The sequence below is a fragment of the Delftia sp. PX-1 genome, assembly GCF_055797465.1.
This window is the reverse complement of record NZ_CP184763.1, coordinates 1470494-1491148: the sequence shown is the minus strand read 5'-3', so window position 1 is coordinate 1491148 and position 20655 is coordinate 1470494. Positions and strand designations below refer to the sequence as shown.

17 protein-coding genes are annotated in these 20655 nt (G+C 69.9%); 8 read left to right on the top strand and 9 right to left on the bottom strand.

Features of this window, described 5'->3' with window-relative positions:
• Positions 1–96 precede the first annotated feature (96 nt).
• The 7 genes from ACN20X_RS06870 to ACN20X_RS06840 are packed head-to-tail and all read left to right on the top strand — an operon-like array spanning position 97 to position 9355.
• Positions 97–1161, top strand: coding sequence for a porin (locus ACN20X_RS06870; RefSeq protein WP_016450289.1), 1065 nt, complete (start codon positions 97–99; stop codon positions 1159–1161).
• Positions 1162–1170: 9 nt separating this feature from the next.
• Positions 1171–3288, top strand: coding sequence for an acetate--CoA ligase family protein (locus ACN20X_RS06865; RefSeq protein ID WP_473210391.1), 2118 nt, complete (start codon positions 1171–1173; stop codon positions 3286–3288).
• A complete protein-coding gene (locus tag ACN20X_RS06860) occupies positions 3285–4307 on the top strand; it encodes a Bug family tripartite tricarboxylate transporter substrate binding protein (protein WP_063327254.1) in 1023 nt (340 codons plus the stop codon). Before ACN20X_RS06865 ends, ACN20X_RS06860 begins: the two co-directional genes overlap by 4 nt.
• A 25-nt stretch (positions 4308–4332) precedes the next feature.
• Entirely contained in the window at positions 4333–5718 is a 1386-nt protein-coding gene (locus ACN20X_RS06855; RefSeq protein WP_473210390.1) for a DUF1254 domain-containing protein, read from the top strand.
• Positions 5719–5726: 8 nt separating this feature from the next.
• Positions 5727–7064 (top strand): DUF1254 domain-containing protein, encoded by a 1338-nt coding sequence (locus tag ACN20X_RS06850; protein WP_473210389.1) that lies wholly within the window; start codon positions 5727–5729, stop codon positions 7062–7064.
• On the top strand, positions 7061–8314 hold the full coding sequence (locus ACN20X_RS06845; protein ID WP_473210388.1) for an alkyl sulfatase dimerization domain-containing protein: 1254 nt from the start codon (positions 7061–7063) through the stop codon (positions 8312–8314). Before ACN20X_RS06850 ends, ACN20X_RS06845 begins: the two co-directional genes overlap by 4 nt.
• Positions 8315–8365: 51 nt before the next feature.
• A complete protein-coding gene (locus ACN20X_RS06840; RefSeq protein ID WP_016451789.1) occupies positions 8366–9355 on the top strand; it encodes a Bug family tripartite tricarboxylate transporter substrate binding protein in 990 nt (329 codons plus the stop codon).
• Positions 9356–9359: 4 nt separating this feature from the next.
• Here ACN20X_RS06840 and ACN20X_RS06835 read toward each other — a convergent pair whose 3' ends face one another.
• The 3 genes from ACN20X_RS06835 to ACN20X_RS06825 all read right to left on the bottom strand — a co-directional run bounded on the left by ACN20X_RS06835 (position 9360) and on the right by ACN20X_RS06825 (position 12665).
• Positions 9360–10388, bottom strand: a complete 1029-nt coding sequence (locus tag ACN20X_RS06835; RefSeq protein ID WP_473210387.1) for a Bug family tripartite tricarboxylate transporter substrate binding protein — start codon at positions 10386–10388, stop codon at positions 9360–9362.
• A gap of 76 nt (positions 10389–10464) precedes the next feature.
• Positions 10465–11481 carry a Bug family tripartite tricarboxylate transporter substrate binding protein gene (locus ACN20X_RS06830; RefSeq protein WP_154835751.1) on the bottom strand — a complete coding sequence of 339 codons (1017 nt, stop codon included), beginning with the start codon at positions 11479–11481 and terminating at the stop codon, positions 10465–10467.
• Between the two features lie 14 nt (positions 11482–11495).
• On the bottom strand, positions 11496–12665 hold the full coding sequence (locus tag ACN20X_RS06825; protein WP_016451791.1) for a M20 family metallopeptidase: 1170 nt from the start codon (positions 12663–12665) through the stop codon (positions 11496–11498).
• Between the two features lie 77 nt (positions 12666–12742).
• On the opposite strand from ACN20X_RS06825, the gene ACN20X_RS06820 reads away from it, so the two are divergent.
• Positions 12743–13690, top strand: a complete 948-nt coding sequence (locus ACN20X_RS06820; protein ID WP_126311317.1) for a MurR/RpiR family transcriptional regulator — start codon at positions 12743–12745, stop codon at positions 13688–13690.
• Here the strand turns inward: ACN20X_RS06820 and ACN20X_RS06815 are convergent.
• The 6 genes from ACN20X_RS06815 to ACN20X_RS06790 all read right to left on the bottom strand — a co-directional run bounded on the left by ACN20X_RS06815 (position 13683) and on the right by ACN20X_RS06790 (position 20615).
• Entirely contained in the window at positions 13683–16097 is a 2415-nt protein-coding gene (locus tag ACN20X_RS06815) for a TonB-dependent siderophore receptor (RefSeq protein ID WP_473210386.1), read from the bottom strand. The genes ACN20X_RS06820 and ACN20X_RS06815 overlap by 8 nt on opposite strands.
• Positions 16098–16457: 360 nt before the next feature.
• Positions 16458–17504 carry a FecR family protein gene (locus tag ACN20X_RS06810; protein WP_310035865.1) on the bottom strand — a complete coding sequence of 349 codons (1047 nt, stop codon included), beginning with the start codon at positions 17502–17504 and terminating at the stop codon, positions 16458–16460.
• Positions 17501–18112 carry an RNA polymerase sigma factor gene (locus tag ACN20X_RS06805; protein WP_224986090.1) on the bottom strand — a complete coding sequence of 204 codons (612 nt, stop codon included), beginning with the start codon at positions 18110–18112 and terminating at the stop codon, positions 17501–17503. The genes ACN20X_RS06810 and ACN20X_RS06805 overlap by 4 nt, the downstream gene beginning before the upstream one ends.
• 189 nt (positions 18113–18301) lie before the next feature.
• A complete protein-coding gene (locus ACN20X_RS06800; RefSeq protein WP_016450275.1) occupies positions 18302–19039 on the bottom strand; it encodes an amino acid ABC transporter ATP-binding protein in 738 nt (245 codons plus the stop codon).
• Between the two features lie 150 nt (positions 19040–19189).
• Positions 19190–19861: an amino acid ABC transporter permease gene (locus tag ACN20X_RS06795; protein WP_016450274.1), complete on the bottom strand. Its 672-nt coding sequence runs from the start codon at positions 19859–19861 to the stop codon at positions 19190–19192.
• 1 nt (position 19862) lies between these two features.
• Positions 19863–20615 (bottom strand): amino acid ABC transporter permease, encoded by a 753-nt coding sequence (locus ACN20X_RS06790; protein ID WP_016450273.1) that lies wholly within the window; start codon positions 20613–20615, stop codon positions 19863–19865.
• Positions 20616–20655 lie beyond the last annotated feature (40 nt).

The window sequence follows — 20655 nt, the reverse complement described above, 5'->3', positions numbered from 1 at the left end:
GTCAATGGCTTGACAGAGTGCATCCCCTGTCGCTCGGGATAGTAGCAAGCAAGCCACCGGGCAAAGCATCCGGGGCGCTACCAAGGAGACAAGTTCGTGAAGCACAAGCATTGGCTGGCCGCCGGCGGCATGGCGGCCCTGGGCACGTCCGCGTGGGCCCAGGGCAGCGTGGAGATGTTCGGCATCGTCGACGTCCACATCAACAGCGCAAGGTCGGGCGCCACGCGCCTGAGCCGGCTGGAGGACGGGGGCAGCGCGGCATCGCGCATCGGCTTTCGCGGCAGCGAGGACCTGGGCGGCGGCCTGCGTGCCCAGTTCATGCTGGAGGCCGGCGTGGCGCCGGACACGGGCCTGGGCACCATTCCCGGCCCGGGCCTGGCCTTCACGCGCCAGGCCTGGGTGGGGCTGAACAGCGGCTGGGGCGCCGTGGAGATGGGCCGCATGTACACGCCCATGTTCGGCGCGCTGTTCCGGGCCGATCCGCTGGGCATGAACGCGCTGTTTTCCTCGCTGAACCTGGTGTCGGCCACCGATGCCCAGGCCGGCCTGCGGCCGTTTGCGGCGCGGGCCAACAACCTGGTGCGCTACCGCACGCCGGCAGGCCAGCCCTGGCTGGCGGACCTGGCCTATTCCTTCGGCGAAGCAGCTTCACCGAACAGCAGCAACGGCCGCCTCTACGGCGCCACGCTGGGCTGGAACCAGAAGCCCTGGTTCCTGGCCTACAGCTTCCAGAAGTCCGTGGAAGGCAGCGCCGCCGCACCCGTGGCCGCGCCCGCCACCAGCCAGTACCAGGCACTGTCGGCCAGCTGGGAAGCCCTGAATGGGCTGCGCCTGACGGGCAACTACGTCATCAACCGCGTGGACCGCGCCGGCACACCCAAGGCGAAGCTGGCCCAGCTGGGCGCCGATTGGAGCGTGGATGCGCGCTCCAAGCTGCTGGTCTCGGTGGCGCGGCGCGAGGTGGGCGGCACGGACCGCGCCCAGAACACCTGGACGCTGGGCTACGACTACGCGCTGAGCAAGCGCACCGTGCTCTACGCGCGCTGGCTGCAGCTGGGCAACGCGGCCAATGCCTCGGCCGCCATTGCCAACGTGCCGGTGGCCGCCCACAGCGGCGACGGCGTGCGGTCCCTGGCGCTGGGCGTGCGCCACAACTTCTGAGGGACACACATGACCGACAGCCATTGCTTCGACACTTCCCGGCTCGACGCGCTGTTCGCGCCGCGCTCCATCGCCGTGGTCGGCGCCTCGGACCAGGCCAGCAAGATCGGCGGCATTCCGCTGGATTACCTGCTGCGCTTCGGCTACGGCGGCGCGCTGTATGCGGTGAACCCGCGCGCCAGCCGCGTGCAGGGCCTGCCCGCGCACGAGCGGCTGGCCGCCATCGGCGCGCCGGTGGACCTGGCCATCGTCGCCGTGCCGCAGTCGCAGGTGGCCGGCGTGCTGGAGGATGCGGCCGCCGCGCGCGTGCAGTCCATGGTGCTGTTTTCCTCGGGCTATGCCGAGACCGGCTCCGACGGCACGGCCGCCCAGCAGGCGCTGGCGCGGCGCGCGCAGGAGGCGGGCATACGCCTCATCGGCCCGAACTGCCTGGGCTTCATGCGCCCCGGCCACCAGGTCTACGCCACGTTCTCGCCCGCGCCGGGCGGCGGCCTGGTGCGGCCCGGGCGCATCGGCATGGTCAGCCAGTCGGGCGCCTTCGGTGCCTATGCCTACAGCCTGGCGCGCGAGCGCGGGCTGGGCCTGTCGCTGTGGGCCACCACGGGCAACGAGGCCGATGTGCAGCTGGCCGATGGCCTGGCCTGGCTGGCCCAGGACCCCGAGACCGACGTGATCATGGCCTACATGGAGGGCTGCCGCGACGGCCCCCGGCTGCGCGCGGCCCTGGCCCTGGCGCAGGAGCGCGGCAGGCCCGTGGTCATGTGCAAGGTGGGCACCAGCGCCCTGGGCGCGGCCGCCGCCGCATCGCACACGGCCTCGCTGGCGGGCAACGATGCCGTCTATGACGCGGTGTTCCGCCGCTACGGCGTGCTGCGCGCGCATTCCATCACGGACTTCTTCGCGCTGGCGGCCAGCGCCTCCATCGCGCGGGCCCCCAAGGGGCGGTCCATCGGACTGTTCACGGTCTCGGGCGGCGTGGGCGCCATGATGGCCGACGACGCCAGCGCAGCCGGCCTGGACGTGGCACCGCTGTCCGACGCGGCCCAGCGCCAGTTGCGCGAATGGGTGCCGTTTGCCGCGCCGCGCAACCCCGTGGACATCACGGGCCAGGTCACCAACGACATGACGCTGCTGGAGCGCAGCGCCCGCCTGATGCTGGCCGACCGGCAGTTCGACAGCTGGCTGGGCTTCTTCGCGGCAGGCGGCCTGTCCGACGCCTTCTGGCCCGTGCTGCAAAGCCTGGTGCAGACGCTGCGCACCCACCATCCCGATACCCTGCTGGCCGTCAGCACGCTGTGCCCGCCTGAGCGCCGCGATGCGCTGGAGGCGCTGGGCTGCCTGGTGTTCGCCGACCCGGGCGCAGCCATACGCTGCATTGGCGCGCTGGCCCGCCTGCATGAAACACCGCAGGCGCTGCCCTCGATGGCCGATGCAGGCAGTGCGCTGCACCTGGCGGCGGGCACGCTGTCGGAGCAGCGCAGCATGGCCCTGCTGGCCGAGGCCGGCGTGCCCGTGGTGCCGCACCGGCTGGTGCGCACGGCGGCAGAGGCAGCGCAGGCCATGCAGGAGATGGGCGGACGCATGGCCCTCAAGGTCTGCAGCGATGCCATCGCCCACAAATCCGACGTGGGCGGCGTGGCACTGAACCTGGCGGATGCGGCCGGCGCCCAGGCCGCCTTCGACCGCATCCTGGCCAATGCGCGCCAGGCCCGGCCCGAGGCGCGCATCGACGGCGCGCTGGCCGCCCCCATGGTGCAGGGCGGCGTGGAGTGCATCGCCGGCGTGCACCGCGACCCGGTATTCGGCCCGGTGCTGATGTTCGGGCTGGGCGGCATCCATGCCGAGATCCTGCGCGATGTCTCGCTGCGACTGCTGCCCATCACGCGCGACGACGCACTGGCCATGGCGCGCGAGCTGCGGGCCTTTGCCGTGCTGGACGGCGCGCGCGGCCGCCCCCGCGTGGACCTGGACAGCATTGCCGACACGCTGTGCGCCCTGGCCGGCTTTGCGCAGCGCGCAGGCGCCACGCTGGAAAGCGCCGAGATCAACCCCCTGATCGCCCGCCCGCGCGAGGACGGCGGCTGCGTGGCCGTCGATGCGCTGGTCATCGGCAGGGAGGCTGCATGAAAGCCAATGCCCATTCCATCTCCCGCCCGGAGGCCACCATGAACACACCCCTGCTGCGCACCGCCGCACTGACCTGTCTTGCCCTGGCCTGCAGCGCCGCGCTGGCCCAGGACGGCTATCCCGCCCGGCCCGTGCGCATCGTCGTGCAATACCAGGCCGGCGGCTCCACCGACACCGTGGCGCGCATCCTGGCCGAGGGCCTGGCCAAGCGCCTGGGCCAGCCCGTGGTGGTGGACAACCGCAGCGGCGCGGGCGGCATCATCGGCACCGAGCATGTGGCCAAGAGCGTGCCCGACGGCCACACCCTGCTGCTGACCGTGCCCGGGCCCATCACGGCCAACCTGGTGCTCTACAAGAAGCTGCCCTACGACCCGCGCACCGAGCTGCGCATGGTCTCGGACGTGGTCTCGCCCTCCATGGTGATGGCCGTCAACCCGGCCGTGCCGGCCAAGGACTTCAAGGGCCTGGTCGAGGCCGTGCGCCAGTCGCCGGGCAAGTACGCCATGGGTTCCTGGGGGGCGGGCACGCAGCCGCACCAGGTCCAGGTCTTCATGGACAAGGCCTACGGCCTGCAGTCGCTGCACGTGGCCTACAAGGGCGAGGGGCCCATGTCCATCGACCTGATCAGCGGCGTGATCCAGATGACGCTGGGCTCGGCCGCCACGCTCAAGCCCTTCATCGACGCCGGCAAGCTGCGCGCCCTGGCCGTGGCCGGACCGCGCCGCAGCAAGGCCCTGCCCGATGTGCCCACCTTTGCCGAGCAGGGCTACCGCGAGCCCGTGTATGCCATCACGGGATCGATCTCGCTGATGGCGCCCGCGCGCACGCCCGACGCCATCGTCGAACGCCTGGGCCGCGAGGTCGCCGCCGTGATGCGCGAGCCCCAGGTGCGCCAGCGTGTCGAGGCGCTGGGCCTGGAGGCCCAGGGCAACAGCCCGGCCGAGGCCAGCGCCGCCTACGCCGCCTTCTTGCCCGTGGCGCTGGACCTGGCGCGCTCCACGGGCGTGACCCTCGACTGACCCCCCTCCTGCCCTGAAGAAAACAATGGACATGAACCCGACCCCTCCCTCCCTGCCCGAAGTCCGCCGCGCCCTGGCGCGCTCCATCGGCCTGGCCGCCTTTGTCTACGGCTATCCGCTGATAGAGACCTACCGCACCTGCCGCCTGCAGACCGATGCCGGCGCCGCACGTGCCACCGGCCTGGGCCTGGACATGCGCGGCGACTTCGACACGCTGCACCACAGCCAGCGCCCCTCCACCCATGAGGACCGCGACGTGGTCACGCCCGCCAACGACCTGCTGTACTCGCTGGCCTGGATCCACCTGGCCGACGGCCCGCGCCTGCTGACCGTGCCCTCCAGCGCTGCGCATCCGGGCCGCTATTTCGTGCTGGCCCTGTACGACGCCTATACCGAGAATTTCGAGAACCTGGGACCGCGCAACTGCGCGCCCGAAGGCGAGACCGTGGTCCTGGTCGGGCCGGGCGGCCAGGTGCCGGAACACCTGGCCGGCCACCGTCTGGTGCACTGCCCCAGCAACCTGGTCTGGCTGATCGGCCGCACCGTGGTGGGCGATGCGCCCGACTGGCCTGCAGCCCGCGCACTGCAGGCCGACATCCGGCTGGAGCCCGCGCCGGGCACGCCGAAAGGAGGCCGCCCGGCCGCCGTCGCGAACTGGGTCGGCCCGCCCGTGGACGCCATGGCGGCCGCCTTCGAGAACCAGGAGCCTGCGGCCGAGGTTGCGCCGCGCTTTTTCACCAACCTCTGCCATGCACTGGCCGAGGCGCCCGGACGCAAGGAGGACCAGGGGCTGCTGGCCTGGTTCGGCCAGGCCGGCCTGGTGGCCAGCGCCCACATGGCGTGGGAGCAGCTGGAGGAGCCCGTGCGCGAAGGCCTGACCGAGGGCTTTGCCGACGGCGTGTGCACCGTGGCCGCCATGGGGCGCAACCGCCGCCCCCGGCCCTGGACCATGACGCCGTCCACCGGCCGCTACGGCAGCGAGTACCTGGGCCGCGCACGCACCGCCTACCTGGGCCTGGGCGCGCTGGCCACCAGCGAGGCCATCTACGCCGCCGCCCACCACGACGCAGGCCTGCAGCCGCTGGACGGCAGCCAGCGCTATGTGCTGCGCTTCAATGCCGCCGACATGCCGCCGGCCGACGCCTTCTGGTCGGTCACCCTGTACGACGCCGACCGCTTTCTCTACGGCAACGAGATCGGCCGCCACTCCATAGGGGACCGCACGCCGGGACTGCTGCGCGAGGCCGACGGCAGCCTGCAGATCGACCTGGGCCATGCCCGGCCGGCACAGGGCGCCGCCAACTGGCTGCCCACGCCGCACGGGCGCTTCTACCTCATCCTGCGCATGTACCACCCGCAGGCAGGCGCGCACCAATGGCCTGTTCCGCCCCTGCAGCCCGTGGCCGCATGAGACACGCCATGGACCTGAGCACCCTGGCCGAGGAGGCCGTCATCCACACCTGCCCGCTGTACGAGATGCGCCGCATGCGCGCGGCCACCTCGCCCCGGCGCAATGCGGCGGGCGAGGCCGCGCCCGCACCGCTGCGCTGGTGCAACCAGTTCGTGCATGCGCGCCAGTTGCTGCGCGCCGGCACCAGCCGCGTGGTCACGCCCAACAACGACACGCTCTACACCAACGCCTGGCTGGACCTGGGCGCCGGGCCGCTGGTGATCGACGTGCCCGACACGGCGGGCCGCTACTACGTGCTGGGCCTGCTGGACTTCATCACCAACCCCTTCGCCCACCTGGGCCAGCGCCTGACGGGCACGGCTGCGCGCTCCTTCCTGGTCACGCCGCCCGGCTGGCAGGGGACGCTGCCGCCACCGTTCGATGCGCCCGGCGCACACATTGCCGCGCCCACGCCCTGGCTGTGGGTGATAGGCCGCATCCTGGTCGATGGCGAGCATGACCTGCCCGCCGTGCACGCGCTGCAGGACGGCTTTGCGGTGCGCCCGCTGGCCGACTGGCAGGCGGGCACGCCCTCGCAGGCCCGCGCCTTCGACCCGGACTGCGATCCCCAGGCCCCGCCAAATGCCGAGCACTATGCAGCCCAGGTGAATGCCGCCTTGCGCGACAACCCGCCACCAGAGGAACACACCGCACGGGTCGCGCGCTTTGCGGCCGTGGGCCTGGGCGCCGGGCTGGGCGCACCCGATGCGCAACAGCAAGCCGCACTGCAGCGCGCACTGGACAGCGTGCTGCCCCGGCTGCGCGCGGCCAGCACGGGCCGGCGCCTGGACTCGGGCTGGGAACTCCCCGCCCTGGTCGAAGGCAGTTTTGGCGACGACTTCCAGGCCCGCGCCGAGATTGCGCTCAAGTACATCGGCATGCTGGAAAGCCGCGAGGCCATCTACCCGCTGGCCTGGCATGACGCCCAGGGCCTGCCCCTGCACGGCAGCCGCCGCTACCGGCTGCGCTTTGCCCCAGGCGCGCTGCCGCCCGTGCAGGCCTTCTGGTCCCTGACCCTCTACGGCGCCCACGACTGCATGCTGGTGGACAACCCCATCGACCGCCATGCCATCGGCGACCGCACGCCGGGCCTGCGCCCCGACGCTGATGGCGATGGCGATGGCGATGGCGGGTTGACTATCCACATCAGCCACGCGCCACCGGCCAGCGAAGACCACCGCGCCAACTGGCTCCCCGCGCCGCGCGAAGGCTTTTACCTGTGCCTGCGCGCCTACATGCCCAGTCCCGAACTGCTGGACGGCCGCTACGCCCTGCCCCCCATCGAACCAGACCCGGAGACCCCATGAACGCCAGAGACGACGACAAGCCCTTCTTGCTGGTGGGCACCGGCAGCGAAACCGTGGCGCCGGGCCTGCACATACTGCGCGGCCAGGGCCAGTCCTTCGTGGCCGAGACCGACGCGGGCCTGGTGGTGATCGACGCCGGCCCCGGCGGCAAGGTCAGCCAGGACATGATCGCCAGCCTGCGCCAGCTCAGCGACGCGCCCGTGCATGCGCTGTGCTACAGCCACGGCCACATCGGCTACAACGCGGGCGTGCCCGCCTGGCTGGAGCATGCGGCCGCGCGCGGAGAGCCTGTGCCGCGCCTGATCGCGCATCGCAACCTGCCGCGCCGCCAGGCACGCTACCGCGAGACCCGGGCGCTGCAGCACCGCATGGCCGAGATCCAGTTCAACCGCAGCGCGGGCTTTTTCGAGCACCGGCTGGACATGCACGAGCCCACCGAAACCTTCTTCACGCGGCTGGAGATAGGCAGCGGGGACAGCCGCATCGAACTGTTCTGGGCGCCGTCCGAGACCGACGATGCCATCGCGCTGTGGAGCCCCGGCCAGCGCGTGCTGTACGGCGGCGCGGCGCTGCTGGACTCCATCCCCAACATCGGCACGCCCTTTCGCACGCTGCGCGACACCGTGCGCTGGGCCGACACGCTGCAGGCCATGGCCGCGCTGCGCCCGCTCAAGGCCGTGCGCGAGTTCGGTCCCGTGATCGAGGGCGAGCAGGCCGTGCAGCAGGTGCTGCTGCACACCGCACAGGCGCTGCGCTGGCTGCGCGCCGAAGTCGTGCGCCTGATGAACGAGGGCCTGAACGAGCAGCAGGTGCTCGCGGCCATGGACTATCCGCAGGAGCTGTTCGGCGTGGAGTGGATGAAGCCCACCTATGGCGACCCCAGCTACATCGTGCGCGACATCTACCGTTCGGAAAACGGCTGGTGGGACCGCAACCCGACCACGCTGCACCCGGCCCCGCCCGAGGCCGCAGGCGCCGCCATCGCCGATGCCATCACCGACAAGCCCGGCCTGGTGGCCAGCGCCCAGGCGCTGGCCGACGCGGGCCAGTGGCAGCTGGCCCTGCATGTGATCGACGTGCTGGCCACGGCGGCCGGCGACGCGCCCGAGATCGGCCAGGCCCGCAGCCTCAAGGCCGCCTGGCTGCGCGAGCGTGCGCGCGAGGTGGACAGCTATGTCTCGCGCAACCTCTACCGCGTGGGGGCCGACATGATCGAGCAGGGCCGGCAGGCGCGCCTGGGGCTGCGCTGACGGGGCCGCGCACAGGCAAGGCGACTCAAGGCGACACAAGGAGACAAGTGCATGAAGACGATGAAGAAGCACGGCATGGCCCTGGCACTGCTGCTGGCCATGGCCTGCACGGGCCACGCCCAGCCGGCGCAGGATGCCGGCAACTACCCCGCCCGCCCCGTCACGCTGATCGTGCCTACGGCCGCCGCCGGCGGCACGGACACCATCGCGCGGGTGTTTGCCGAAGGCCTGACCAGGCTGCTCAGGCAGCCCTTCGTGGTGGACAACCGGCCCGGCGCCAACGGCCTGGTCGGCGTGGAGCAGGCCGCGCGCGGCGCGCCGGACGGCTACCGGCTGCTGTTCACCTACACGGCGTCCATGGCCGTGAACCCCAGCCTCTACCGCAAGGTTCCGTATGACCCGATCAAGGACTTCGCACCCATTGCGCAAATAGGGCGCGCGGGCAATCTGCTGCTGGTCTCGCGCGATCTGCCCGTGCATTCGCTCAAGGAGTTCGTGGAGCATGTGCGCGCCCGGCCCGGCCAGCTCAGCTACTGCTCCTGGGGCCAGGGCTCGGGCGGGCACCTGACCATGGAATTCCTGCTCAAGCAGGCCGGCCTGCAGATGCAGCATGTGCCCTACAAGGGCAGCAGCCCCTGTGTGCAGGGCCTGCTGGGCGGGCAGGTGCAAGCGGCGTTTGCGGACACCTCTTCCACCGTGGAGCTGGTGCGTGCGGGCCGCGTGCGCGCCATCGCCCACAGCGGCGACAAGCGCATTCCCAGCCAGCCGGACCTGCCCAGCCTGACCGAGGCCGGCTACCCGTTCCACAACTATTCCTGGTACGGCGTCTTCGCGCCCGCCAAAACGCCGCAGCCCATCGTGGACAAGCTCAACGCCGCCATCAACCAGTTGCTGCAGGACCCGGCCACGGCCAAAAAGCTGGGCGAGCTCAACCTGACCGACCTGCCCCGGACCACGCCCGCGCAATTCGCCGACACGCTGCGCCAGGACCTGGCGGACTGGGGGCGGCTGGTGCGCGAGGTGGGCGTGCAGCTGGACTAGCAGCTCACTCGGCCACGATGCCCGTCCTGCGCACCACCTCGCCAAAGCGCTTGAGGCGCTCGGACATCATGGCCTCGAAGGCGGCGGGGCTCATTTCCTCGGGCGGGGTCACGCCACGGTCCTGCAGGCTGGCCACCATGGCCGGCGCCGTGGCGGCCTGGCGCACGGCCTTGAAGAGGGCCTGCACCACGGGCGCGGGCGTGCCGGCCGGCGCGGCCAGGCCGGTCCATGAGCTCATGTTCAGCTGCGGGTAGCCCACCTCGGCCAGGGTGGGCACATCGGACAGCTGCGCCACGCGCTGCTCGGAGGCCACGGCCAGGGCGCGCACCTTGCCTGCCTGGATGTGGGGCAGCATGGAGATGAGGTTGTCCAGGAACACCTGCACCTCGCCCGCCAGCACCGAGGTGACCAGCAGCGTGCCGCCCCGGTAGGGAACATGGGTGATGTCCAGGCCCGCATCGGCCTTGAACATCTCCATGTTGAGCTGGCCCATGCTGCCCGTGCCGCCGCTGCCGTAGTTGAGCTGGCCAGGGTGCTTTTTGGCATAGGCGATGAACTCCGCAAAGCTGCGGATGGGCAGGCTGGCGGGCACGACCAGCACATTGGGCAGGCGGCCCAGGATGGCGATGTTCTCGAAATCCTTGATGGGGTCGTAGCCCACCTTGGGCTGGGTCAGAGGATTGGCCAGGTGGCTGCTCTGCGAGGACACGACCAGGGTGTAGCCGTCCGGCTTGGCGCGCGCCACGGCCAGCGCGGCCACCGAGCCGCCCGCGCCGGGCCGGTTCTCCACGACGATGGGCACGCCCAGGATGCGTGCCATGGGCTCGGCGTACTGGCGTGCCATGGCATCCACCGAACCGCCCGGAGGGAACGGCACGATGAAGCTGATCTGGCGCGAGGGGTAGCCGGCGGCCTTGCCTTCGGCGGCCAGCGCCGCAAGCGGCGCCAGCATACCCAGGCCCAGCCCCGCGCCGAGCACGCGGCGGCGGGAAGGGTGGCTGGCAGCCTGGCGGGCGATAGGGGTCATGCCCATGTCTCCTCCTTATGGAAATACGTCGGCTGCGTCCGGCCATCCGGGGCGCCCTGGGGGCGCCCTGGGCGTGCCCTGCTTACTCGGCCACGATATGGGCCTTGCGCACCACCTCGCCGAAGAGCTTCAGGCGCTCGGCCATCATCTTCTCGAACGCGGCAGGGCTCATCTCCTCGGGCGCGACCACGCCGCGCTCCTTGAGGCTGGCCACCATGGCAGGCGCGGTGGCGGCCTGGCGCACGGCCTTGTGCAGCGTCTGCACGATGGCGTCGGGCGTGCCCGCAGGCGCCGCGATGCCGGTCCAGGAGCTCATGTTGAGCTGGGGATAGCCGACCTCGGCCATGGTGGGCACGTCGGGCAGCATGGGCAGGCGCTGCTCCGAGGCCACGACCAGGGCGCGCACCTTGCCCGACTGCACGTGGGGCAGCATGAAGACCAGGTTGTCGAGGATGAACTGCACCTCGTTGCCGATGGCCGCCGTGACCAGCGGCGAGCCGCCACGGTAGGGGATGTGCGTGGCGAAGATGCCCGTGGCGGCCTTGAGCATTTCCACATTGAGCTGGCCCATGCTGCCGATGCCGGCGCTGCCGTAGTTGACCTGGCCGGGGCGCTTTTTCACGTACTCGATGAACTCCTGGAAGTTCTTCACGGGCAGGCTGGAATGCACCATCAACGCATTGGGCTGGCGGCCCAGGATGGCGATGTTCTCGAAGTCCTTGATGGGGTCGTAGCCGATCTTGGGCTGGGTCAGCGGATTGGCCAGGTGGCTGCTTTGCGAGGACACGACCAGGGTGTAGCCGTCCGGCTTGGCGCGCGACACGTACTGCGTGGCGACCGAGCCGCCCGCGCCGGGACGGTTCTCCACCACGATGGGCACGCCCAGGATGCGCGACAGGGGCTCGGCGTACTGGCGGCCCATGATGTCCACCGAGCCGCCGGGCGGAAACGGCACGACCAGCGTGATCGGGCGCGAGGGGTACTTGTCATCGGCGCGTGCGGCCATCGGCGCCAGCGCGGACAGGCCCGCCAGGCCAAGGCCTGCGCCCAGCAGCTTGCGGCGGGTGGGGAAGGATGCATTCACGGACAGGTTTTTCATGGGTATCAGCGGAGTCAAGGATGGTCGAAGATGGCGAGGGCCACGGCCTGGGCGCGCGGCACGAAGGTGGCCAGCTCGCAGTACTCGCGCTCGGTATGGGGATGGCCGCCCACGGGGCCGGTGGCGCACAGCGTGGGCACGCCCACCGAGGCCGTGAGGCCGCTGTCGGCCGCGCCGCCCGTGAACTCGCCCTGCACGTCGAAGCCCAGCGACTGCGCGCCGCGACGGTACAGCTGCAGCAGCGCATCGGGCGTGGGCGCCATGGGCAGGGTGCGGCGCACGGCGGTGACGCGGCCCTGGGTGCGGGGCACGGATTCTTCCTCCACGATGGCGCGGATGCGCTCCATCAGCGCATCGGGATCGGTCTGGGCCGTGTAGCGCACATCGAGCTCGGCCTTGGCGTGGGGCGCCACCATGTTCGGCACGATGCCGCCCTGCAGCACGCCCACATTGGTGGTCGTGCCCGTGGCGGGATCGGTCAGCGCATGCAGGGCCAGCAGCTTGCGCGCCATGGCTTCCAGCGCGCTGGCGCCGGCCGCGTGGTTGATGCCGGCGTGGGCGGCCACGCCCTGTACCTCGAACTCCACGGCCATCGATCCCTTGCGGCTGGTCACCAGGTTGCCGCTGACGCGGCCCGGCTCGGCGTTGAAGACGGCGCGCGCACCGCGCACCGTATCCATGATGGTCTGGCGCGTGGCGGGCGAGCCGATCTCCTCGTCGCACGAGAAGAACAGCTTGAGCGGCGCGCCCAGGCCGCCGCAGCGCGCAAAGGCCTCGGCCACGAAGACGTTGAGCACCAGGCCCGACTTCATGTCGGCCACGCCGGGACCGTAGGCCCGGCCTTCTTCCACGCGGAAGGGGCGGCGCGCCACGGTGCCGGCCGGAAAGACCGTGTCCATGTGGCCCATCAGATAGATGGGCGCGCCCTCGCCGGGCCCGGGCACGTCGGCATGCAGCAGCACGCCGTAGCCGGGCACGTCCTCGAAGCGCACGGCCACGCCGGCCGCCTCCAGCCGCTCGCGCAGTGCCTGGGCCACGGCCAGGATGCCGGCTTCGTCGCGGCTGCCGCTGTCGATATCGACAATCCTGTGCAACAGGTCTTGCATGGCCTGCTGCTGGCCGCCCAGCCAGTCCAGCAGTCTCGCGCGCTGCTGCACGCGGCTTTGTTCGAGGGTATCGTGCATGGTGGAATCTCCAGAGTGCATGCAGTGTTGCACGCGACCCCCTATTTTGCAACATACGTTGCATATACAAGAAAAACATGAAATCACCATTGCAAAAAGCCGCGCTGCTGCTGCCGCAGCGCCTGGCGCAGCAGGGCGCGGAACTGACGGCCAGCGAGCAGACGCTGGCCCAGACCCTGGGCAGCGACTATCCGCATGCGCTGCTGGAATCGGCCACCGCCCTGGCAGCGCGCACAGGCACCAGCGCCTCGACCGTGGTGCGCCTGTTCGCCAAGCTCGGCTATGCCAGCTATGCCGAGGCCCAGCGCGAGGCGCGCGGCGAGGTGACGGCGCTGCTGCAGACGGCTGCCCAGCGCGCGCCCGTGCTGCTGGGCGCGCAGCGCAGCCTGAGCGAGTGCGTGGACGATGCACTGCTGCACGACCAGCACAACATCCAGTCCACGCGCGAGGGGCTGGACATGGCGGCCTTCGAGTCCATGGCCCGGCAGCTCGCGCAGGACGAGGGCCGGGTGTTCGTGCTGGCCCAGCTCAACAGCTCGCCGGTCTCCGCCTGGCTGGCCCTGCACCTGAACATGTGCCGCCCCGGCGTGCAGCAGCTGGATGCAGGCGCCATCGCCCCGGCCGACCAGCTGCTGTGGGTAGGCCCCACCGACACGCTGCTGGCCTTCAGCGTGAGCCAGTATTCACGCGGCACCTACGAGGTGGCGCAGCGATTTTCGGAAGCCGGCGCCCGGGTGCTGGCCATCACCGACAGCCCCACGGCCCCCCTGGCCACCGTGGCCCACCACTGGCTGCAGGTGCGCACGGCCAATGCCTCGCCCTTTCACTCCTACACGGCCGCCTTCTACCTGTGCAATGCCCTGGTCTCGGCCGTGGCCCAGTTGCGCCATGCCGATGTGTCCGAGGCGCTGGCCCGGCGCGACGCGCTGTGGAGGGAGTTCAACCACCAGCTGATCAGGACGCCCGAGCCGCGCGGGCCGGCTCGCGCCGCGCGCAAGCCCACCGCGCGCAGGTCTTCTACATAGACCAGTAGTACTTGAAGCTCAGCGTGGCCTCGCGATCCACGCCGCGGAAGATGCCTGCGAAGTACTTGCGGTTGAACAGGTTGTTGATGTTCAGCGCGATGCGGTACTGCGGCGTCTCGTAGGCCAGCGCCAGGTCGGCCAGCGTGGCGGAGTCGTTGATGTTCAGCGTGCCGTCCGCCGCCACGTTGTAGGGAGAGCGACCCTTGTAGCGCAGGCCGCCGGCCACCATCAGGCCCGGCACCGCGCGCGGGCGGTAGTCCAGCCACAGGCTGGCCATGTGGCGTGTGGTCTGTATGGTCTGGCGGCCGATTTCGGCGGGCCGGTTGCTCTGCGTGGTGCGCGGGTCCAGGTAGGTGTAGCTGGCCAGCGCGTTCAGCTCGCGCGTGAGCGCGAAGCGGCCTTCCAGCTCCAGCCCCGTGGAGCGCACCTCGCCCGTCTGGATGCTGAAGCGCGGGTGGTCGGGGTCCAGCGTGGTGACGTTGGTCTGGCGCAGGTCGAAGACCGAGGCCGTGATCAGCGAGGTGCTTCCCGGAGGCTGGTACTTCACGCCCGCCTCGTACTGCTTGCCGCGCCGGGGCTCGAACGGATTGCCGTCGTACTGCAGGCCCGTGACCGGATCGAAGGAGGTCGCATAGCTCGCATAGGGCGCCCAGCCGCTGTCGAACAGGTAGAGCAGGCCCGCGCTGCCGGTGGTGGCGCTGTCGCTCATGCGCGGCTGGGTGCTGCTGTTCTGCGTGGTGCGCGCCTGGTCATGGCGCAGGCTGAGATTGGCCACCCAGCGGTCCCACTTGAACTGGTTGAGCGTGTAGATGCCGGTCTGGCGCAGGTCCGTGCGGCTGTCCTCCAGCTCTGGATAGGCGATGGACTGGCCATAGGCGGGGTCGAGCATGTCCAGGTCGGGCACATCCCAGCCAAAGCCCAGGCCGCCGCGCTCCTTGTACTTCACATGGTCCATGCCGAAGGCCAGCCGGTGCTGCAGCCCGCCCCATCGCAGGTCCTTTTGCAGGCGGGTGTCCAGCGCCAGCGTGCGGCCCTTGGTGCGCTGGGCCAGGCTGGCGCGCGAGACGCTTCGGCCGTCGGCCAGCACGTCCATGGCGTAGATATGGCGGTAATCGATGTCGATGGTGGAGTAGCGCAGGTTCTGCGTGAGCTGCCAGCCGCTGTCGGTCTGGTGCGAGAACTCGTAGCCCAGCGATCGCGTGTCGCGGTTGAAGCGGTCGAAGGACGGGTCGCCGGCGGTCAGGTGCGCAGGCAGGTCCTTGATCTGCGGGTAGGTGAACAGGCTGGGCCACCAGGACTTGGGCGTGCCGCGCTCGCGCGAGTAACTGCCCAGCACGGTCAGGTGGGTGCGGCCGGAGAGGTTCCAGCGCAGCGAGGGCGCGATGGAGATGCGGTCATCGCGCGAGCCCACGGTGCGTCCGTCGCTGTCACGCGCCTTGAGGTTGAGCCGGTACAGCAGGTCGCCCGAGGCATCCAGCGCGCCGCCCAGATCGGCCGTGGCCTGGGCGCGCTGGTAGCGGCCATAGGACAGGCCCACGCTGTTCACATGGTCGGCCTCGGGTTTCTTGGAGACCACGTTGATCACGCCGCCCGGCCGCCCCTGGCCAAAGAGCACGGAGGCCGGGCCCTTGATGACCTCGATGCTGTCCAGCTCGTCGATCTCGTCGTTCCACGAACCATAGGTGCCGGCCGAGAACTGCCGCAGGCCGTCCTTGTAGTAGGAGCTGCCATCGCTGAAACCCCGGATGATGGCGCCCGTCATGCGCAGGTCCGCGCCCGTGACTTCGGTGGACACGCCGGCCGTGTACGACAGGGCCTGCTCGATGCTCTTGGGCGCCTGGTTCTGCAGCTGCTCCTGGGTGACGATGGAGATGGAGCGCGGCGTCTCGATCAGCGGCGTGTCCAGCTTGGTGCTGGCGCTCCTGCCGCTGCCCACGTAGCTGCCCGGCGCGGCCATGCGCTGCGAGGTCACGTTGACCGTGGACAGCGTGGTGCCCGCCGACGCCTGCGGCGCAGGCTCAGGCGCAGGCGCCTTTCGCAGCGTGAACGTGCCCTGCTCGGTGCTGTGCGCGGTCACGCCGGTGCCGGCCAACAGCCGGTCCATGGCCTCCTGCGGCGTGAAGCTGCCCCGGAGGGCCGGCGCCTGGCGGCCGACCAGCACGGCTTCGTCGTACAGCACCTGGAACTGGGTCTGGCGGCCAAAGGCGCGCAGCGCGTTGATCAGCGGCTGGGCCGGCTGGTCAAAGGCCAGCCGCTGTCCGGATGACGGCATCGGTGAAGAGGCGGCCGGCTGCTGAAGCTGTTGCGCACGGGCGGACGGCGCGGCGCCCATGCCGGCCACGGCACCGGCCACCAGCCACGCCAGCAGGCGCGGACTGGCCTGCGGGCCGGCGCCCTGCTCCTTCATGTTCCTGCGTCGGGCATGTGTGCCCCTGCCTGCGAATTCCCTGCCTGCTGCTTCTTGCGCTCTCATTGCCTCTCCGTTGCTGTGCCGTTGCACGGGCACGCGACGGGCAGGCCGCAGGCAGCCGTCGCGGGCGATCAGGAACCGCGCCGGACAAGCCATGCCAGCCCACCCGCGCATGCGCGTCAGGTGTTGCGGCCGTTGGCTGGGGCGTGAGGGACGAGCGCCCTCGGTGGTCCTTGGCTGGCAGCCGTGCGGGCCTGGAAAATCCACGCCCCTGCCCCTATAGAAGCCAAGAGCGGTGCAAAGCTGGAACCTGGGGTTGTTCACCAATTTGAAACAAATTGTTTCCCATCCTTCGATTCATCCCCGCACGATCAGCCAACCTCCGCCGCTGCGCGGCTGCACGCGCACCGCAATCAAGGCCGGCAGCGCGCGCACAAAGCGCTCGGGCGCGGCCGTGGCCAGCAGGCCCGAGACACGCAGGCGGCCCAGCGACTCGTCGCCCAGCTCCACGGGCGCACCCAGATAGCGCGACAGCTCCTGCGCCACCTCCGCCAGCGGCGTGCCGCTGAAGCGCACCTGGCCCGTGCGCCAGTCGCCCACGCTGTCCGCATCGGCCACCACGGCGCTGTGCCGGCCGGCGCCGTCCACAGCCACGCCCGCGCCTGCCGCCAGCAGCAGGACATCGCCCCCGGCCCGGTCACGCTCGGGCCGCAGCTGCACCTTGCCCTCCAGCACCTTCACCACCAGCCGCGGCGGCCCGGCGCGCACATTGAACGCGGTGCCCACCACCCGGACGCGGCTGGCGCCGGAGTCCACGGTGAAGGGCCTGTCCGGGCCGGGCGTGACCTCGAAGAAGGCCTCGCCCCGATCCAGCACCACCTCGCGGCGGCGCGGGTAGTAGCGCACCTGGAGTTCGCTGTCCACGTTGAGGGCCACGCGCGAGCCATCGGGCAGCTCGATGCTCTGCGTCTGCCCGGGCGCCGTGCGGGCCTGCAGCGTATAGCCTGGCGTGTGGTCCCAGCGGTACCAGCCACCCCAGGCCAGCAGCGAGACCACCGCCAGCACGGACAGGGCCGCCGCAGGGCGGCCGGGCCAGCGGGCAAGAACGCGCTGGCGCGGCGGCGCGGCCGCTGGTGCAGCGCAGACGGCAGGCGCGGCGGGCGGCACCGCTGCGCCGAACTCATCGGGAAACAATTCCCTGAGTTGTGGCGCGCCATGCCAGTGGCGCGACATGCCTTCGAAGATGCTGCGGTGCAGCGGGTGGGCGCCCAGCCACGCATCCAGCGCGCGCTCATCGGCGCCCGTCCAGTCCGGCTGCTGGCGGCGCACGAACCAGTCGGCCGCCCTGTCATGCAGCCCCACCAGCTCCTGCGGCGAAACGCCCGGGGGAAGTTCGTTGCTCATCGTGTGTTCTCTGCGGCGCCCGGCCGCTGCTCGTCTGCGCGCAGCAGGGCACGCATTTGCTCGGCGCTGGCGTAGCGTACGCGGATCTCGCAATAGGACAGTGCCCGGCTCAGGTGGCGCGAGACCATGCGCACGGTGATGTCCATGCGCTCGGCCGTCTGCTCCAGCGTCAGTTCCTGCACGCGGTGCAGCACGAAGGCCTGGCGCTGGCGCTCGGGCAGCTCGTTCAGGGCATCGCGCAGCCGGGCCAGGCGCTGGCGGCGCTCATCGTCCAGCGCATGGTCGGCTCCGTCGCGGGCCGGCAGGGCCTCGACCTCGTCGCGGCAATCCTCCACGGACACCAGCCGCACACCGGCCTGCTGCGGCGCCGTGCGGTGCGCGAAGGCCGCCACGCTGCGCACGACCTGATGCAGATAGGGCCGCTCTTCGTCCACAGGCAGGCGCTTGTCGGCCGACAGCATGCGCACGAAGACTTCCTGGGAGGCATCCTCGATATCGGCCGGGCTCTTGAAGTACCGCGCCAGCATGCGCTGCAGCGGCTTGCGCCAGCGGGTGTAGAGACTGCGGGAATGGCCACCGGGCTCTCCCGGGGCGTCGTCGCGCTTCATGGCAGGCATGGCACGGCGGACGTGGAAGTTGTCCGGTGGCGGGGAAATGGGGGCGGGATCTGGAGCACGGTGCAAACAGCTGAGCCGGCGATTGTATCGAGAACGATTCTCATCATCGTCTCTCCGCGGCCACAAAAAAGGGGCGCCGAAGCGCCCCTTGATTGCCGTGCCCGCAAGGGCCGCACCGGTTCAGTGCTGCAGGATCTTGTTGAGGAATTCCTTGGTCCGGGGCTGGCGCGCTTCCGGGTTGCCGAAGAATTCGTCCTTGGAGCAGTCCTCCAGGATCTTGCCGCCCACGTCCATGAAGATCACGCGGCTGGCCACCTTGCGCGCAAAGCCCATTTCGTGGGTCACGCACATCATGGTCATGCCTTCGTTGGCCAGGCCGATCATCACGTCCAGCACTTCGCCGACCATTTCGGGGTCCAGCGCGGAGGTGGGTTCGTCGAACAGCATCACGATGGGGTCCATGGACAGCGCGCGCGCAATGGCCACGCGCTGCTGCTGGCCGCCCGACAGCTGGCCCGGGAACTTGTCCTTGTGCGCCGTCAGGCCCACGCGGTCCAGCATCTTGAGGCCGCGCTTCCTGGCGTCGTCCGCGCTGCGGCCCAGCACCTTGACCTGGGCAATGGTCAGGTTCTCGGTCACCGACAGGTGCGGGAACAGCTCGAAGTGCTGGAACACCATGCCCACGCGGCTGCGCAGCTTGGGCAGGTTGGTCTTGGGATCGTGCACGGCCACGCCGTCCACGAAGATCTCGCCCTTCTGGAAGGGCTCCAGCGCGTTGATGGTCTTGATCAGCGTGGACTTGCCCGAGCCCGACGGGCCGCAGACCACCACGACCTCACCCTTCTGGATGTTGGTGGAGCAGTCGGTCAGCACTTGAAAGCTGCCGTACCACTTGGAAACGTTCTTGAGTTCAATCATTGGTTCACTCCGACTCGTGTCAGTTGTCCATCGCCGCGCCGACAAGGGGCGCGGTCATGGGGGCGGGACGGCCAGCAAGGGCCGCCCCGCAGCCAAGGCCGTCGTCCCCCTTCAAGGGGGAAGGCGCGAAGCGACTCAGGGGGTGGTGTGTCATCGAATGATGGCAATCTTTTTGTGCAGGCGCTTCACTGCCCAGGACAGCGAATAGCACAGCACGAAGTAGGTCACGCCAGCGGCCAGATAGGATTCGATGGGACGGCCGTAGTTCTTGCCGGCCACTTCGAAGCCCTTGAGCATGTCGTAGGCACCGATGGCATAGACCAGCGAGGTGTCCTGGAACAGGATGATGGTCTGCGTCAGCAGCACGGGCAGCATGTTGCGGAAGGCCTGGGGCAGCACCACGAGGCGCATGTTCTGCCCATAGGTCATGCCCATGGCCTGGCCCGCGAAGACCTGGCCGCGCGGGATGGACTGGATGCCCGCGCGCATGATCTCGCTGAAGTAGGCCGCCTCGAAGGCGATGAAGGTGATGATGGCCGAGACCTCGGCGCCGATGGGCCGCCCGATGATCAGCGGCATCAGCAGGAAGAACCACAGGATCACCATCACCAGCGGCACGGAGCGCATGCCGTTGACGTAGAGCGTGGCGGGCACATCGAGCCATTTCTTGCCCGACAGGCGCATCAGCGCCAGCAGCGTGCCGAAGAGCACACCGCCGATGGTGGCGATGACGGTCAGCGTCAGGCTGAAGTACAGGCCCTTCAGCACGAAGTTGCTGAACAGGTCCCAGGTGAAGAACGACCAGTCGATTTGCAGGTTCATGTCAGTGTCCTCCGCCGCTGGCAGCGATCAGGCCCGGGACGCGCGAGCGCTTCTCGATGAAGGCCATGATGCGGTTGATGGCAAAGGCGGAGACCACGTACAGGCCGGTGACGGCCAGGTAGATCTCGATGCCGCGCGAAGTCTCTTCCTGCGCCTGCATGGCGAACATGGTCAGTTCGGCCACGGACACGGCAAACGCCACGGACGAGTTCTTGAACACGTTCATGGTCTCGCTGGTCAGCGGCGGAATGATGATGCGAAACGCCATGGGCAGCAGCACGTAGCGGTAGTACTGGAACGTGGTGAAACCCAGCGCCATGCCCGCGTACCGCTGGCCGCGCGGCAGCGCCTGGATGCCGGAACGCACCTGCTCGGCGATACGCGCCGAGGTGAAGAAGCCCAGCGCCAGCACCACGAGCACGAAGCCCGGCAGGGACTTCAGCGCGGGGAAGATGGACGGCACCACGTGGTACCACATGAAGATGTGGACCAGCAGCGGAATATTGCGGAACAGTTCGACCCAGGCATTGCCCAGCCGCACGATCCACGGCCGGTCGGGCAGCGTGCGCAGCGTGCCGATCAGCGAGCCGACGATCAATGCGATCAACAGCGACAGCAGCGACACGGAAATGGTCCAGCCCCAGGCCGACAGCATCCAGTCGAGGTAGGTGATGTCGCCGTTCTTGCCGAAGCAGCTTTGACCGACCTCTTGGGTAATGGTGTCCTGGCAGAACACCTGCCAATCCCAACTCATAGGAGCACCTCTTTATTCAGATTTTTGAAAAATGCACTAC